Annotated in this window: 14 protein-coding genes; 10 read left to right on the top strand and 4 right to left on the bottom strand. The window is 67.1% G+C overall.

Annotated features, from left to right (window positions below):
* Positions 1 to 212: 212 nt before the first annotated feature.
* The 8 genes from queF to AC5P98_RS07435 all read left to right on the top strand — a co-directional run bounded on the left by queF (position 213) and on the right by AC5P98_RS07435 (position 7,393).
* Positions 213 to 1,031 carry an NADPH-dependent 7-cyano-7-deazaguanine reductase QueF gene (queF, locus tag AC5P98_RS07400; protein ID WP_049404039.1) on the top strand — a complete coding sequence of 273 codons (819 nt, stop codon included), beginning with the start codon at positions 213 to 215 and terminating at the stop codon, positions 1,029 to 1,031.
* A 285-nt stretch (positions 1,032 to 1,316) separates the two neighbouring features.
* On the top strand, positions 1,317 to 1,610 hold the full coding sequence (locus AC5P98_RS07405) for a LysM peptidoglycan-binding domain-containing protein (RefSeq protein ID WP_005419771.1): 294 nt from the start codon (positions 1,317 to 1,319) through the stop codon (positions 1,608 to 1,610).
* Positions 1,611 to 1,655: 45 nt separating this feature from the next.
* Positions 1,656 to 2,168, top strand: a complete 513-nt coding sequence (locus AC5P98_RS07410) for a hypothetical protein (RefSeq protein ID WP_049404042.1) — start codon at positions 1,656 to 1,658, stop codon at positions 2,166 to 2,168.
* A 357-nt stretch (positions 2,169 to 2,525) separates the two neighbouring features.
* A complete protein-coding gene (locus AC5P98_RS07415; protein ID WP_046432822.1) occupies positions 2,526 to 4,748 on the top strand; it encodes an NADP-dependent isocitrate dehydrogenase in 2,223 nt (740 codons plus the stop codon).
* A gap of 316 nt (positions 4,749 to 5,064) precedes the next feature.
* Complete coding sequence (locus AC5P98_RS07420) at positions 5,065 to 6,030, top strand: hypothetical protein (protein ID WP_049404045.1); 966 nt, start codon at positions 5,065 to 5,067, stop codon at positions 6,028 to 6,030.
* Positions 6,023 to 6,571, top strand: a complete 549-nt coding sequence (locus AC5P98_RS07425) for a GTP-binding protein (protein ID WP_014648641.1) — start codon at positions 6,023 to 6,025, stop codon at positions 6,569 to 6,571. The genes AC5P98_RS07420 and AC5P98_RS07425 overlap by 8 nt, the downstream gene beginning before the upstream one ends.
* Entirely contained in the window at positions 6,564 to 6,980 is a 417-nt protein-coding gene (locus AC5P98_RS07430) for a roadblock/LC7 domain-containing protein (RefSeq protein WP_014648640.1), read from the top strand. The genes AC5P98_RS07425 and AC5P98_RS07430 overlap by 8 nt, the downstream gene beginning before the upstream one ends.
* Before the next feature lie 53 nt (positions 6,981 to 7,033).
* Positions 7,034 to 7,393 carry a hypothetical protein gene (locus tag AC5P98_RS07435; protein WP_049404047.1) on the top strand — a complete coding sequence of 120 codons (360 nt, stop codon included), beginning with the start codon at positions 7,034 to 7,036 and terminating at the stop codon, positions 7,391 to 7,393.
* A 74-nt stretch (positions 7,394 to 7,467) separates the two neighbouring features.
* Here the strand turns inward: AC5P98_RS07435 and AC5P98_RS07440 are convergent, their stop codons facing one another.
* A complete protein-coding gene (locus tag AC5P98_RS07440) occupies positions 7,468 to 8,214 on the bottom strand; it encodes a KilA-N domain-containing protein (protein WP_049404049.1) in 747 nt (248 codons plus the stop codon).
* 155 nt (positions 8,215 to 8,369) lie between these two features.
* On the opposite strand from AC5P98_RS07440, the gene aceK reads away from it, so the two are divergent.
* Positions 8,370 to 10,100, top strand: a complete 1,731-nt coding sequence (gene aceK, locus AC5P98_RS07445; RefSeq protein WP_049404051.1) for a bifunctional isocitrate dehydrogenase kinase/phosphatase — start codon at positions 8,370 to 8,372, stop codon at positions 10,098 to 10,100.
* Between the two features lie 80 nt (positions 10,101 to 10,180).
* Positions 10,181 to 11,071, top strand: a complete 891-nt coding sequence (locus AC5P98_RS07450; RefSeq protein WP_049404052.1) for an energy transducer TonB — start codon at positions 10,181 to 10,183, stop codon at positions 11,069 to 11,071.
* A gap of 39 nt (positions 11,072 to 11,110) precedes the next feature.
* Here the strand turns inward: AC5P98_RS07450 and AC5P98_RS07455 are convergent, their stop codons facing one another.
* The 3 genes from AC5P98_RS07455 to trxA form a co-directional block, all read right to left on the bottom strand.
* Positions 11,111 to 12,685 (bottom strand): sensor domain-containing diguanylate cyclase, encoded by a 1,575-nt coding sequence (locus tag AC5P98_RS07455; protein ID WP_032961682.1) that lies wholly within the window; start codon positions 12,683 to 12,685, stop codon positions 11,111 to 11,113.
* A gap of 208 nt (positions 12,686 to 12,893) precedes the next feature.
* Positions 12,894 to 14,639 carry a transcription termination factor Rho gene (gene rho, locus AC5P98_RS07460; protein WP_046429862.1) on the bottom strand — a complete coding sequence of 582 codons (1,746 nt, stop codon included), beginning with the start codon at positions 14,637 to 14,639 and terminating at the stop codon, positions 12,894 to 12,896.
* A gap of 227 nt (positions 14,640 to 14,866) precedes the next feature.
* Positions 14,867 to 15,196, bottom strand: a complete 330-nt coding sequence (gene trxA, locus AC5P98_RS07465; protein WP_005411275.1) for a thioredoxin — start codon at positions 15,194 to 15,196, stop codon at positions 14,867 to 14,869.
* Between the last annotated feature and the right edge of the window lie 437 nt (positions 15,197 to 15,633).

The raw sequence follows: 15,633 nt of genomic DNA on the forward strand, positions 1-15,633 counted from the left end.
GGGCAGGACGCCCAACCCAGGCCTTGCCGTGTGCGCAAGACAGCGCACACGAGCAAGCCGCGGCCAAGCCCCCATGGACGGGTTTACGGCGTCCCCCGGCCAACCCACCCTCCCGGCCAGCTCCTGTATCCGGCAACACAACCACCACGGAGGGGCTCCGCCGTTGGCCGGCCCGGCCGAAGGCCCGCCGCCCGCGCGATACAATGGCGCCCATGAACACCCCACAGGATTCCAGCCTCGGTCGCGAGGTCAGTTACCCGTCGCAGTACGATCCCGGCCTGCTGTTCCCCATCCCCCGCATCGGCGCCCGCGCCGAGATCGGCCTCGATGACGCCGCGCTGCCGTTCGTCGGCCATGACCGCTGGCACGCCTTCGAGCTGAGCTGGCTCGACCCGCGTGGCAAGCCGCAGGTGGCCGTGGCCACCGTGCAGGTGCCGTGCACCTCGCCGCGGCTGATCGAATCGAAGTCGTTCAAGCTGTACCTCAACTCCCTCAACAGCACCCGCATCGACAGCGCCGAGGCACTGCGCGCGCGCATCGTGGCGGATCTGTCGGCCTGCGCCGGTGCGCCGGTCGAGGTCGAGTTCGGCCTGCCGGGCCTGCGTGAGACGCCGCTCGGCGAATCCATCGATGGGCTGGACCTGGAGATCGACTGCTACGGCCCGCCGCAGGCAGACTTCCTCGCCGCTGATGCCGGCGAGGTGGTGGAGGAAACCCTGGTCTCGGCGCTGCTGAAGTCCAACTGCCCGGTTACCGGCCAGCCGGACTGGGCCACGGTCAGCCTGCGCTACCGCGGGCCGAAGATCGACCGCGCCGGCCTGCTGCGTTACCTGGTCAGCTACCGCGAGCACGCCGAGTTCCACGAGCAGTGTGTTGAACGGATCTTCAGCGAGGTGTCTGCGCGCTGCCAGCCGCAGTGGCTGGAAGTGGAGGCCCGCTACACCCGTCGTGGCGGCCTGGACATCAACCCCTGGCGTGCCAGCCCGGGCATCGCCGCCCCGGCCGCGACCTACCGCGAACTGCGGCAGTAACCGCCACAGGCGGTTGCCCGTTGCGCCGGGCCATGCCCGGCGAGCACCGGCCATCGGCCGGCACTACCATGATTCGCAGGTGGTTACGGGTAGAGCCGGCCGCTGGCCGGCAATCGGTCAAGGCCGGATCCCCCTGGCACAGCCGGCCAGCGGCCGGCACTACCGGGCGTCCATTCCCCCGATTGTTCAGCCGCCCCGGGGGGCGGCTTCACATCTGCACCATCCCCATTTAACAACCTCCATGGCACCGTGCGAATCACGTAGTCATGCAGACGGGAGTTGTGGATGAGTACCGAGAAGAAAGCCGATTTCTCCGGCGTCAGTGGCAGTGTCGACAGTACCGCCGAGCAGGTGCCGAAGGCGGACTTCTCCGGCGTCAGCGCTTCGGTGGACAGCACCGCAGACGTTGTCAGCGGCGGCACCTATACCGTGCAGAAGGGTGACTCGCTGTCGAAGATCGCCAAGCAGCATCTGGGCGACGCCAATGCCTGGAAAAAGATCTTCGAAGCCAACCGCGATGTGCTTGATGACCCGGACAAGATCTTCCCGGGCCAGACCCTGAAACTGCCGCCGAAGTAAGCCGGCCATCGAACGCCGTCCGACAATCCCTGGGAGGAACCCCGAATGATCAAGACCACCCCGCTACAGACCGCCCTGATCGCCGCCCTGCTGGGCAGCGTTGCCCTGGTCGGTTGCAAGAAGAAGGAAGAGTCGACCGACAGCAACGCCGCTCCGGCAGCGACCGCCCCGGCCGAACCCGCAGCTCCCGCGCCGATGACCGGCGCACCGCCGCCGATGGCCGAAGCCTCTGCGGTCAACGTCTCGTCGGTCACCGTCGGCAAGACCGCCGCCGCCGACAAGTCGGTTGCGACGACGGCTTTGTTCGCACCGAAGGATGACATCATCGTCTCGGTCAAGACCGACGGCGCTGCAAACAACGTCACCGTTGGCGCCAAGCTGACCTATCAGGACGGCCAGGTAGCCGGCGAACAGAACGCTACCCTGAACACCAGTGGTGCGGAAACCACCAACGTCACGTTCAAGAATGCAAAGGGCTGGCCGGCCGGCAAGTACCGCGCCGAGGTCACCGTCGATGGCAAGGCGGCCGGAACGCCGCAGGAGTTCGAGGTCAAGTAGGTCCTGCCGACTCTCTCCCGGCAGGGCTCACGATGGACGCAGCCGCGAGGCTGCGTCCTTTTTTGTTGGGCGATGGCTGGCTTCATCCACGCATGGCGTGGATCTGCTGATGCTGTGGGGGGCTTCATCCTGGCGCGGATGGATCACAGCGTTGCCGCCGTGCAGTACCGCCGCGTATGGCGCGGCTTTGCCCCGCGCGGCTGAAAACGCGACAATGCAGGGGTTTCCCCGCCGCGCGCCCACCCTGACGGCGACGGGGGAAAGCGTGGGGCCCGGCCCCGCGCGCGACACGGTTGCACGTGGCCCGGCGCTGGCGCCGGCCTTCCCCTGAGCACTGCTACAGAGTCCAAGTCCCCCATGTCCAAGATTCTCTACACGCTGACCGACGAAGCACCGTTCCTGGCCACCCAGTCGCTGCTGCCGATCGTCGGCGCCTACACCGCCACCGCAGGCATCGTGGTGGAAACCCGTGACATCTCGCTGTCCGGCCGCATCCTGTCGCTGTTCCCTGAACTGCTCAGCGACGCGCAGAAGGTCAGCGACGACCTGGCCGAGCTGGGCCAGCTGGCGACCACCCCGGACGCCAACATCATCAAGCTGCCGAACATCTCCGCCTCGGTGCCGCAGCTGAAGGCGGCCATCAAGGAACTGCAGGACCAGGGCTATCCGCTGCCGGATTACCCGGAAACCCCGGCCGACGACCAGCAGCGCGACTACAAGGCGCGCTACGACAAGGTCAAGGGCAGTGCGGTGAACCCGGTGCTGCGCGAAGGCAACTCCGACCGCCGTGCACCGCTGTCGGTGAAGAACTACGCGCGCAAGCATCCGCACCGCATGGGCGCCTGGGCGTCGGATTCGAAGTCGCACGTCGCGCACATGGCCGCCGGTGACTTCTACGGCAGCGAGAAGTCGGCCACCCTGGCCAACGCCGGTTCGCTGAAGATCACCTTCCACGGCAAGGACGGCAGCGCCGTGGTGCTGAAGGAAAAGACCGCAGTGAAGGCGGGCGAGATCGTCGATGCCGCCGTCATGAGCCGCAAGGCACTGGCCGCGTTCATCGGCGAGCAGATTGCCGATGCCAAGGCCCAGGGCGTGCTGTTCTCGCTGCACCTGAAGGCGACCATGATGAAGGTCTCCGACCCGATCATGTTCGGCGTGGCGGTGAACGAGTTCTACAAGGACGTACTGACCAAGCACGCCGACGTGCTGAAGCAGGCCGGTTTCGATGCCAACAACGGCATTGGTGACCTGGCTGCGCGCCTGCCGTCGCTGCCTGAAGCCACCCGCGCCGCGATCGAGGCCGACCTGGCCGCCGAGTACGCGCAGCGCCCGGGCGTGGCCATGGTCAATTCGGACAAGGGCATCACCAACCTGCACGTGCCGAGCGACGTGATCGTCGACGCCTCGATGCCGGCGATGATCCGCGACTCGGGCAAGATGTGGAATGCCGAAGGCAAGCTGCAGGACACCAAGGCGGTCATTCCGGACCGCTGCTACGCCGGCGTGTACCAGGCCGTCATCGACGACTGCAAGGCGCACGGTGCCTTCGACCCGGCCACCATGGGTTCGGTGCCGAACGTCGGCCTGATGGCGCAGAAGGCCGAGGAGTACGGCTCGCACGACAAGACCTTCCAGATCGCCGCCGATGGCGTGGTCAAGGTCACCGATGATGCCGGCGCCGTGGTGTTCGAGCACGCCGTGGAAGCCGGTGACATCTGGCGCATGTGCCAGACCAAGGACGCGCCGATCCAGGACTGGGTCAAGCTGGCCGTCGAGCGCGCCCGCCTGAGCAGCACCCCGGCCGTGTTCTGGCTGGACGCCGCCCGCGCCCACGACGCGCAGGTCATCGCCAAGGTCGAGCAGTACCTGAAGGACCACGACACCACCGGCCTGGACATCCGCATCCTGCCGCCGGTGGAAGCCACCGCGTTCTCGCTGGACCGCATCCGCAAGGGCGAGGACACCATCTCGGTGACCGGCAACGTGCTGCGTGACTACCTGACCGACCTGTTCCCGATCATGGAACTGGGCACCAGCGCCAAGATGCTGTCGATCGTGCCGCTGATGGCCGGTGGCGGCCTGTTCGAGACCGGTGCCGGTGGTTCGGCCCCGAAGCACGTGCAGCAGTTCGTTGAAGAGGACTACCTGCGTTGGGATTCGCTGGGTGAGTTCCTGGCCTTGGCCGCGTCGCTGGAACACCTGGGCAACCGCTACGACAACGCCGCTGCCCGTGTGCTGGCCAAGGCGCTGGACGAAGCCAACGGCCAGTTCCTGGACAACGACAAGTCGCCATCGCGCAAGCTGGGTGGCATCGACAACCGTGGCAGCCACTTCTACATCGCGCTGTACTGGGCCCAGGCCCTGGCCGCGCAGGACGAGGACGCCGCCCTGAAGGCGCGCTTCGCCCCGCTGGCCAAGACGCTGACCGACAACGAGCAGAAGATCGTCGAAGAGCTGATCGCAGTGCAGGGCAAGGCCGTGGACATCGGCGGCTACTACCGCCCGGACGTGGCCAAGGCCAGCAAGGCGATGCGCCCGAGCGCGACCTTCAACGCCGCGCTGGAGCAGCTGCGCGGCTGATCCACTGCCGTTCGGCCGTGACACCGGAACCCGCGCTTCGGCGCGGGTTTCTTTTTATGGCGCTGGGGTCAGATCCCTTTTGCAAGCAAAAGGGATCTGGCCCCATTCGACCCGTGTCCAGAACCGTGACATCCGTCGGTCGTCGGAATGCCGTCAACGGGGCATGAAACTTGCCCGCGATGGCGGTCGCAGAATGGATCGGCGCGGTTTCGCAGTCGCCTTGAATCTGAGCAATCGATCACGACGGCCGCCGCTGGCGATGCCCTAGCCTTGGCGACGCGAGGCCACCGGGGAGGTGGCCGCACGGGGAACACGGATGGCACGCGTGCTGGTAGTGGGAACCGATATCCAGGGCGAGCAGGCCCTGCTGCAACGGCTGCGCCTGGCCTCGGCGCTGCCGGATGGCCAGGTCCGCCGCAGCCAGGATCTGGACGATTGCGATCTGCTGGTCATCCGCGATACCCCGGCGCTGCGCAACGCCGCCCAACGCATGCGACAGCAACGTCCGCGCCTGCAGTGCTGGATCGAGGACATCGGCGGCCAGCTGCGTGATGGCGACGGGCATCAGGACGTGCTTGATGACGGTGCCATCGGTCGCGCGTTGCGTCGCATGCAGTTGGCACCGGAGCCCCTGGTCATGCAGACACCTGCGCCGATCCGCCTGGCAGATGGCGCGCACGCCATCACCCGCCTGCTGCGCGAGCGGCTGCCGCTGCGACAGGGCCAGGCACTGCTGGGTGATGCGGGCGAGCCTCTGCTGCTGATGGATCTGGAGCACGATCAGGCCGTGCTGTTGCAGGAGCCGGCTGCGGCGCTGGTGGAGCGGCTGGCCGATGCCTTTGAGGGCCTGCAGCTGGACGCGCTGACACCGGCGCGCCTGCAGGCCCTGGCCGGCGAGCGGCCACGCCAGCCGCTGCGGCCACTGCTGTGGCAATGGGCGCAACGCAGCCGCCATTGGCAGGCGCTGGACGAGCGCCTGCGCGGCGCCTCGGTGAAGCTGCTGCGCTGGCCGGACTTCCGCGTACTGGGCCATGACCACGATGGCTTCCGCCTGTGCTCGCTGCTGCTCAAGCGTGCGTGCACGGTTGAGGAATGCGCGATGCTGCTCGAACTGCCGGCGGCGGCGGTTCGCGATTTCATCCATGCCGCCTATCTGTGTGGCTACGCGCAGCTGCAGGCCGCCCCGGCGACGCTGATGATGGCGGCAGGTGGCACCCGCACCGACAACGGACTGCTCGCCCGCCTGTGGCGGCACCTGCGCGGGAGCGAGCGCAATGCGTGAGCACAAGGTGGTCGTGCTGGGCGGCATGGGCAGCGGCAAGTCGACGCTGGTACGCAGCATCGCGGCTGGCGCGGTGGTCGACACGGATGTGGCCAACAGTGATCGCCTCGGCGCCGACAAGGCCTCCACCACCGTGGCGCTGGACTACGCAGACATCGACCTGCCCAACGGCGAACGCCTGCGTCTCTACGGTACACCCGGCCAGCAGCGTTTCGATTTCCTGTGGCCGATCCTGCTGCAGGGCGCGCGTGGCGCGGTGCTGCTGCTGGATGCGCGCCGCGCCGGCCTGGCCAGCGAGCTGGAAGGCTATCTGCAGGTGCTGCAGCCGTTCGCATCATCCTTGGCACTGGTCGTGGCGGTCACCCACCTGGACCAGGCACCGCAGGCCGCACTGGATGACTGGGCCATCCGTGCCTGCCTTGACGACCAGCCGCTGCCGCTGCTGGCCGTGGATGCCCGTGACCGAGGACAGGGACTGCTGCTGATGGATGTACTGATGAGCGAAATGGAAGCGCACGCACTGGTGGCTGCACATGGCTGACGGGCAGCTGGCGGTACTGCCCGACGCCGGTCAGCGTGAGCGCCTGCAGCCCCTGCTGCAGGACCTGCAGCAGCGGGTCGAAGGCGTGCGCACGGTCGTGCTGGCCAGCGTCGATGGCTTTGCCCTGGTCAGCGCCGGCGCCGAAGGGCGCGGCGAACGGCTGGCGGCGATGACCAGCGCGATGCTGGCGCTGGCTGCGGCGGTGGGGCGCGAACTGGTGCTGGGCGATCTGCAGACACTGATGCTGGAAGCGGCGGGCGGAAAGGTGCTGATGCTGGCGATCCAGGCCGAAGGGCGCGCACCGTTGCTGCTGATGGCGGCCTGCGACCAGCGCAGCGTGATCGGCCAGGTGCTGTGGCAGAGCAGGGAATGTGGCCAGGCGATCCTGGCCGAACTCGGCGGATCGTGAGCCCGGCCGCAGGGGAACAAGGGGCTCGGACCAACATCGACAAGGGGTGCGACGTGGCTGGATTGAATGATTCGTTGAACGCACTGATGGGCATCGACGGCGCGCAGGCAGTGGCGCTGGTCGATTACGAAAGCGGCATGCTGCTGGGCGAAGCCGGTGCCGGCATGGACATGGAAGTGGCCGCCGCCGGCAATACCGAAGTGATCCGCGCCAAGATGAAGACCGCCGCATCGCTGAACCTCAACGACAGCATCGAGGACATCCTGATCTCGCTGGGCAAGGCGTACCACATCATGCGCCCGGTGGCGAAGAAGAAGGGCCTGTTCTTCTACATCGTGCTGGACCGTGCCAAGTCCAACCTGGCATTGGCCCGGCGCAAGGTGCAGGACGTGGAGGCCGAACTGGCGATCTGAGTGGCCGCCTCCGTAGCGCCGGACCATGCTCGGCTGCTTCCAGCCGAAGCAGCCGAGCACGTTCGGCGCTGCCTTCAGGCTGCTGGAAGCAGCAGTGCAGAGACGAACGAGAGAGCCTTGCTGTCGCGTGCGGCGAAGTACCTGGGCGCATGATCTGGCAGCCACACTTCGTTGAAGTGGCGGCGGAAGTCCTCGTAGAACTCGTTGGGATACAGCTTGGCCGGCACCGTGCGGCCGTCCGGGTAGGCGTGGTCATACGTGGGCAGCGCATCGGTGTCGACGCCGCGATGATCCCTCAGCCATTTGCAGAACAGGCGGCCTTCGGAGATGTCCGGCACCAGCGCCTGCGGGAGCGTATAGCCCGCCTGCTCCAGCGGTGCGATCAGGTTCAACGTCAGCTCGTTGAGCATCGAGAAATGGGTGTACGGCACCTTGGCACGGTTCTGCATGTAGCGGTCGATGTGCACGGGCAGCAACGCATTGGCGCGACCCTGCTGCCATTCCACCACCCACTGCGAGACCTTCACTGCGAACCTGCGCGACAGCCACTGGCCGAGGTGGATGGCGAGGTACGGGTGGATCCAGGTGCCCTGCATGGCCGGGTTCCCACCGGATACCACGTGGATCAGCTCATTCTCGGACAGCTTCGTCTGCGCCATGAGCTCCTGCAGGAACTCCTCCGTCGATTTCAGTGCCCGGTAGTCGGACCAACGCTTGCCGACGGACTGGCACAGGGCGGTCGCGCTGATGTAGCCGTCGCGGGCGCGCTGCGGGATGACGTTGCCTTCCTCCACGCGCGGAATAAAGGTCATTTGCTGCATGCGTCACCTCGTGCCGTTGTTGGGCCTGAAAGGGTAGGCAGCAGGGAGGCATCAGGTCTGTAGGAATCGTTGCGTTTGTCGCGGCATGCAGTGGCCCTACACAAGCCACCCCACGCCAGCGTATGGTGAGGCAGGTCCTCCCGGGTGAGCCCTGCATGTCCGAGCCTGACACCGTTGCCGACTTGGCGTCGCGCATCGCCGGCGCCATTCACGCCGGCTTCGAGCAGTATCACGCCCGCTTTGCGGCGATCACCGCCCGTGCGCGGCAGCGTTTCGAGCAGCGCGACTGGGTGGGCGCGCGCCGGGATGCAGTCGAGCGCATCGCGTTGTACGACCTGTGCATCGCCGACCAGATGGATGCGCTGCGGCGTCTCGCCGGCGAAGCGATCGGGGAACGCGCGCTGTGGCTGCAGGTGCATGCGCGCTATAGCGCACTGCTGCGGGGGCTGATCGACGCCGAGCTGTACAAGACCTTCTACAACACGCTGTCGCGGCGCTTGTTCTCCACCCGTGGCGTGGACCCGGCGCTGGAGTTCATCGCCTTCGATGTCGAGCCATCCGATGCGATCACCCACCCGGTCGCACGGCATACCTATGCGGTCTCGCCGACGCGGCCGGTGGAGGCTCTCCAGCGCGTGCTGGCCGATTACCGCTTCGACATTCCGTATGCGCACCAGCTGCGCTGCGCGGCGGCCATCGCTGTGCGCCTGCAGGATGATCTGGCCCACTGGGGTGATACGCCGGTGCGCAGCATCGAGCTGCTCGACACCGTGTTCTACCGGGAGCGCCGCGCCTACCTGGTGGGTCGCGTGTTCGGCGAACACCGCTTCTCACCGTGCGTGATCGCCCTGGTCAACGATGGGCAGGGCCTGCGTGCAGATGCGGTGCTGACCCGGCGTCGCGATGTCGCCCATCTGTTCGGCGTGTCGCGCAGCTATTTCCAGGCCGACCTTGCCACGGTGGGCGATGCGGTGGTGTTCCTGCGCAGCCTGTTGCCGGGCAAGCCCATTGATGAGATCTATACGGTGCTGGGCCGCGCCAAGCAGGGCAAGACCGAGCGCTACCGTACCTTCTTCCGCCACTTCAACGAACATCCGCAGGAGCGGCTGGTGCCCGCCGAAGGCACGCCGGGCATGGTCATGGCGGTGTTCACCCTGCCCAGCTATCCGCTGGTGTTCAAGCTGATCCGCGACCGCTTCGCCTGGCCCAAGGCGATGTCGCGGCAGCAGGTGGAAGAGAAATACGCGCTGGTGTTCAATCTCGACCGCGTCGGCCGCCTGCTCGATGCGCAGCCGTATCGCCACCTGCGTTTCCCGCGCGACCGCTTCGCCCCGGCCTTGCTGGAAGAGTTGCTGCAGCAGTGCGCGCAGAGCGTGCGCGTCGATGGCGACCAGGTGGAAGTCGCACTGTGCTACGTGCAGCGTCGCTTCCGTCCATTGAACCTGTACCTGCGCGAGCAGGGCGGCGACGCGGTGCGTGCGGCGGTACTCGACTACGCGCAGGCGATCACCGACATGGCGCGCAACAACATCTTCCCCGGCGACATGCTGCCGAAGAACTTCGGCGTATCGCGGCATGGCCGGGCAGTCTTCTACGACTATGACGAGCTGTGCCTGGTCAGCGACTGCGTGTTCCGCGCCTGGCCGCAGCCGCGCACGCCGGAGGAAGCCATGGCCGACGAACCCTGGTTCCATGTCGGGCCACGCGACGTGTTTCCCGAGCGCTTCGGCCCGTTCATGGGCCTGCCGGCGGGCGAGCTGGCGGCGGTGCGCGAACATTACCGGCACCTGTTTGATCCCGCGTGGTGGCAGGGCCTGCAGGCGCGCTTCGCCAGCGGTGATTATCCGGATACCCCGCCCTATGCGGCGGTCCATCGCCTGGCCTGAACGGCGTGGCGTGGACTGCCTGCCGGTCCCGCTCGGACTGCGGTACGCTCGGGGTTCACCTCATCACCATGGATCCGGCAATGATGCGTTCCCCCCTGTTCCTTGCGCTGGCCCTGGCGTTCGCCGCCGGTGCTCCCCTGCTGCCGGCCGATGCCATGGCCCAGAACGCGCGCGCCGTGCGCGCCACTGCCGAGATGAGCATGGTGCTGTCGGGCAGTATCGACGTGGCGGCCGATGGTTCGGTCAGCACGCTGGTCCTGGACCAGCGTGCCATGCTCGCACCCGGCATCGTGTCGTTCGTGGAAGGCGCCATCCGCGGCTGGCAGTTCGAACCGACGTTGCGCGATGGCACGCCGGTGGCCGTCCACGCGCCGCTGCGCGTACGCCTGCGTGGCAAGCAGCAGGAAGACGGCAACTACCAGATCAGCATGACCAGCGTCGACTTCAGTGAATATGATCCGAAGGCTACCGATTCGATCACCCAGAAGCGCATGCCGCCGCCGCGCTACCCCGAAGAGGCCTTCCGCAATGGCGGGCAGGGTGACGTACTGCTGCTGGTCAAGGTCGCACGCGACGGCACCGTGGCCGATGTCATTGCCGAGCAGGTGAACATGACCGTGGTCGCACCGGAACGGACCATGGCCAGGATGCGCGACATCTTCGCCAAGGCCAGTATCAGTGCGGCCCGCAAGTGGACCTTCTCGCCGCCGACCACCGGCGAGGACAGCACGCGGGATTCATGGACCGTGCGCGTGCCGGTCACTTTCGCCCTGAACAACAGCGACAACGGCCAGCCGGAACGCTACGGCCGCTGGCGTGCCTTCATCCCCGGCCCGCGCCAGGCCGCACCCTGGCGCACGCCGGATGGCGCCGGACAGGCGGGAAGTGATCTGCTGCCGGCCGGCGGCGTGTACATGGTCGATGGCACCCAGCGCGGCCTGCGCCTGCTGACGCCGCTGGCGCAGCGCTGAGCCCGGTGCGATGGAGCGGTCGGCCAGGCCGGCCGCTTTTCAGTCCGCGTACGGGTAGACCACCACGCGGTTGCGGCCCTGTTCCTTGGCCATGTACAGGGCCTTGTCGGCCAGCCGCAGCGCCTGCTCGGCATCGACATGGAAGCTGGGGAAGTGGGCCACGCCCAGCGACACGGTGATGGTGCCGACCGGCTCGAACGGATGATCGGCGATGTGCTGGCGCAGGCGCTCGCCGGCCTGGCGCGCCGAGTCGGTACTGATGCCCGGCAGCAGCAGCAGGAATTCCTCGCCACCGGCACGGCAGAGGATGTCGCTGTCGCGCGAGTAGCGGCGCATCTGGTCGGCGATATGGACGATGGCGGCGTCACCGACGTCATGGCCGTGGCTGTCGTTGATCGATTTGAAGCGATCGATGTCCAGCGCCAGGATCGCGAACGGAATGCCCTGCACCTGCAGCGCATCCAGCGCCTGCTGCAGGCCGCGGCGATTGAGCAGGCCGGTCAGCGGATCGGTACGGTTGGCGCGGTTGAGTGTGCCAATGCGGTCCTGCAGGGCGTTGAAGCTGTGCAGGACCGCCTGCTTGAGCTGGGCAACCTCGAAGTACCATGCGCGGATGCCGCTGACGTGGTTGATCGCGCTGCCGGTGTCCTCGCCACCCTGCACGTTGCGCGCCAGCTGCCACAGCGGCATCGAGATGCGCCGGGCGAACCACCAGGTGATCAGCAGTGACAGCAGGCCGAGCGGGATCGCGTTCCAGATCACCGCGGTCATCAACCGTGACAACGGCTGCAATGTGGCCTCGGTCGGCCGCTGGGCGATGATGCCCCAGCCAGTGGCCGGTACCGGCGCGTAACCGGCCAGCATCGACACGCCCAGGTTGTTACGGACCTGCTGCGCGCCGCGCTCACCGCGCACCACCGCCTTCACCGCCGGATTGCCGACCACGTAGTCGCCGACCCGCTTGCCGTCGGCGTGGTACAGCAGGCGGCCATGGCGGTCGACCACGTACAGGTAGGAGCCGTCGCGGTAGTAGTGCTTGCCCAGCAGCGTATGCAGCGCGCTGCGCTGGCGCAGGTACAGGGTGCCGCTGACGTAGCCGCGATAGTGGCCCTGGCGGTCGAAGATCGGGTGCGACAGCGAGACCAGCAGCTTGCCTGTGGTCGACTGGTACGGGTCGCTGATCATCGGCTGGCGTGCAGCCAATGCGGCATTGTTGCCGACGCTGTGCAGGATCTCGCCCTGCAGCTGCAGGGTCTGCGGCGAGGTGGCGATCACCAGGCCGTCGGCGTCCACCACCAGCGAGGAATTGAAGCTGTTGGTCTGCAGCTGCAGGCGGCTGGCCTCGTCCTGCGCCTGTGCCGGATCGAGGTCACTCTGGCCGAGCCGGGTGGCGGCGTAGGCCAGCTCCTGCTGCGCGGCCAACAGGAAGTTCTGGGTGGTCTCGGCCAGCTTGGTGGCATAGACGCGGTTGGCTTCCAGGGTATTGCCGACCAGCTGGTCGCGCTGCACGCGGTAGCTGGCCAGCAGGGTATTGGCCAGGGCGATGATGGCGCTGAGCAGGGCCAGGGCGAGGATCAGCTTGCCCAGGTTGAGGCGGGGAGACAGCGTTCGCATGCGTCGACGGATCCGGCAGGAGGCTGGACCCGACCGGTTCTCCGGAAGGGGCGACAGCGGAATCGGTGGCCACGCCCGCAGGGCCGGGCAGGGTATCGGGCGGATTATCGCCAAAAGTCGGCGGCGGCAAAGTGAAGTGGGTCGCCCTGCAGGCAAAAAAAAACCTGCCGCAGCGAGCGGCAGGTTCCTTTCGATGCAATGCCGTGGATCAGCGCTTCATCGAGCCGAAGAACTCGTCGTTGGACTTGGTGTTCTTCATCTTGTCCAGCAGGAACTCCATCGCGGCCATTTCATCCATCGGATGCAGCAGCTTGCGCAGGATCCAGATCTTCTGCAGCAGTTCCGGCTCGATCAGCAGGTCCTCGCGGCGGGTGCCGGAACGGTTGATGTCGATGGCCGGGAACACGCGCTTTTCAGCGATACGGCGGCTCAGGTGCACTTCGCTGTTGCCGGTGCCCTTGAACTCTTCGTAGATCACCTCGTCCATCTTCGAGCCGGTGTCGACCAGCGCGGTGGCGATGATGGTCAGGCTGCCGCCTTCCTCCACGTTGCGCGCGGCACCGAAGAAGCGCTTCGGGCGGTGCAGGGCGTTGGCGTCCACACCACCGGTCAGCACCTTGCCCGAGCTCGGCACCACGTTGTTGTAGGCGCGGGCCAGACGGGTGATCGAGTCGAGCAGGATCACCACGTCCTTCTTGTGCTCGACCAGGCGCTTGGCGCGCTCGATGACCATTTCGGCCACCTGCACGTGGCGCGCGGCCGGCTCGTCGAAGGTCGAGCTGATGACCTCGCCGCGCACGGTGCGCTGCATTTCGGTCACTTCTTCCGGGCGTTCGTCGATCAGCAGCACGATCAGGTGCACGTCCGGATGGTTGGTGGTGATGGCAGTGGCGACCTGCTGCATCATCATCGTCTTGCCGGCCTTCGGCTGGGACACGATGAGCGAGCGCTGGCCCTTGCCCTGCGGCGCCATCAGGTCGAGGATGCGGCCGGTAATGTCTTCCGACGAACCGTTGCCACGCTCCAGGGTGAAGCGGCGGCGCGGGAACAGCGCGGTCAGGTTCTCGAACAGCACCTTGTTCTTCGACGCTTCGATCGGCTCACCGTTGATGGTGTCGACGATGTTCAGCGCGAAGTAGCGCTCGCCGTCCTTCGGGAAGCGGATGCGGCCGGAGATGTGGTCGCCGGTGCGCAGGTTGAAGCGGCGGATCTGGCTGGGCGAGATGTAGGTGTCGTCCGGGCCGGCCAGGTAGCTGGCTTCGGCCGCGCGCAGGAAGCCGAAGCCGTCCGGCAGGATTTCCAGCACGCCATCGGCGGCAACGCCGTCGCCGTGGCGGGTCAGCACCTTCAGCAGGGCGAAGATCACGTCCTGCTTGCGGGCACGGGCCACGCCTTCGGAGATCTGCAGCTGCTCGGCGATCTCCAGCAGCTTCTGTGCCGGCATGCGCTTGAGGTCGCTCAGCGAGTAGACCGGGAAGCCCTCGGGCACGTTGGCGTGCGGGCGCGGCACGAAGGGCTGCTGCTCGCCGCCGTCCTGCGGCATGCCGTCATCGCGGCCACCGCGGTTGCGGTCGCGGTCGCGACGGTTGCGGAAACGGTCGCGGCGATTGCCCTGGCCCTGCTGGCCGTTCTGGTTGTAGGGGTTGTTGTTCTGACCCTGGCCCTGGTGCTGCCCACCGCCCTGGTGGTTCTGCTGGCGCTGTCCGGATTCGCGGCCTTCGCCACCCTCACCGCCGCCGGAGGCGGGGGCTTCAGTGGCAGGCGCGCTCGGCGCGGGGGCGGCTGCAGCCGGTGCCGGCGCTTCGGGCGCGGCTGCCAGCGGCAGGGTCGGTTGCGCCGGAGCGGCGCTGGTTTCGGCGGCTGCCGGGGCGGCGGCCTTGCTCACGCGGGGCTTGCGCACGCGCTTTTCGGCGGGCGCATCGGCGCTGCCGGTTTCGGAAGTGTTATCGGACAAGAGCGTTATTCCTCGCTTGAAGGTGCGAGCGCCCGGCTGGGGCGGCGAACGTTGGGAATGGGTCTGGAAGAAACTGCGTCCAGAGGGTGCGGCACGCGAGCGCGGCCGGATATGCCGACACTATCATCGGCCTGCGGCGGCATGCAAGGGTCGCCGGGAACAGCATTCATGATGGACGCGGGGCGCCCGCCGGCAGCCGCGGGCGGCGGCTGCCGGGAACAGCAGGATCAGGCCAGGGCCTTGTCCAGCAGGCCGGCCAGCTGGGCCTTGCCCACCGCACCGATCTGCTCGCCGACCTTCTCGCCGTCCTTGAACACGACCAGGTACGGAATCGAACGCACGTGGTACTTGGCGGCCAGTGCGCGGTTGTGGTCGACGTTGACCTTGGCGATCTTGGCGCGGCCCTGGTAGGCATCGGCCAGTTCGTCCAGCGCCGGGGCGATCATCTTGCAGGGGCCACACCACTCGGCCCAGAAATCGACCAGCACCGGTTCCTTGGAATTCAGCACTGCGCTATCGAAGTCGGCGTCGCCGACATGTACAACCTTGTCGCTCATCTTGGTTTCTCGTCTTGGATTGCACCCGGCCATGCCGGAGGTGGGTGAACTGGGCCATGCCCGGTGGCGCGACCCTCGTCGTTGCCTCGCGGCGCACTGCCGCGGTGCGTTCGGCGGGATGCCTGGACGCTCACGGCCGGCAGTGTACCCCTATCGCAGGGCAGGGACAGGCGCCGGTTGGAACCCAGCGTATCGCGATCGCTTCGATGGCCGGTATGTGTCGGATTTCACTGTCTTCCTGTACATGGGGCTGGCAGTGGGCGACACCAGCGAACCCGGGCAGGCCGTTCAAGTCCGGTGTGGCTGGGTGAAGGTGGCGTCTCTGGATGCCATGAGACGCTGCATTCCGGTTTGCCTGCCCGAGTGCGGTAAACTGGGGCATTGTGCGGCGCGCGGACCGGTGGTCCCAGCCTGCCAACCCGCCGCAGGGGCCGCAG

Source organism: Stenotrophomonas sp. YJH_SMC_135 (genome assembly GCF_059372355.1).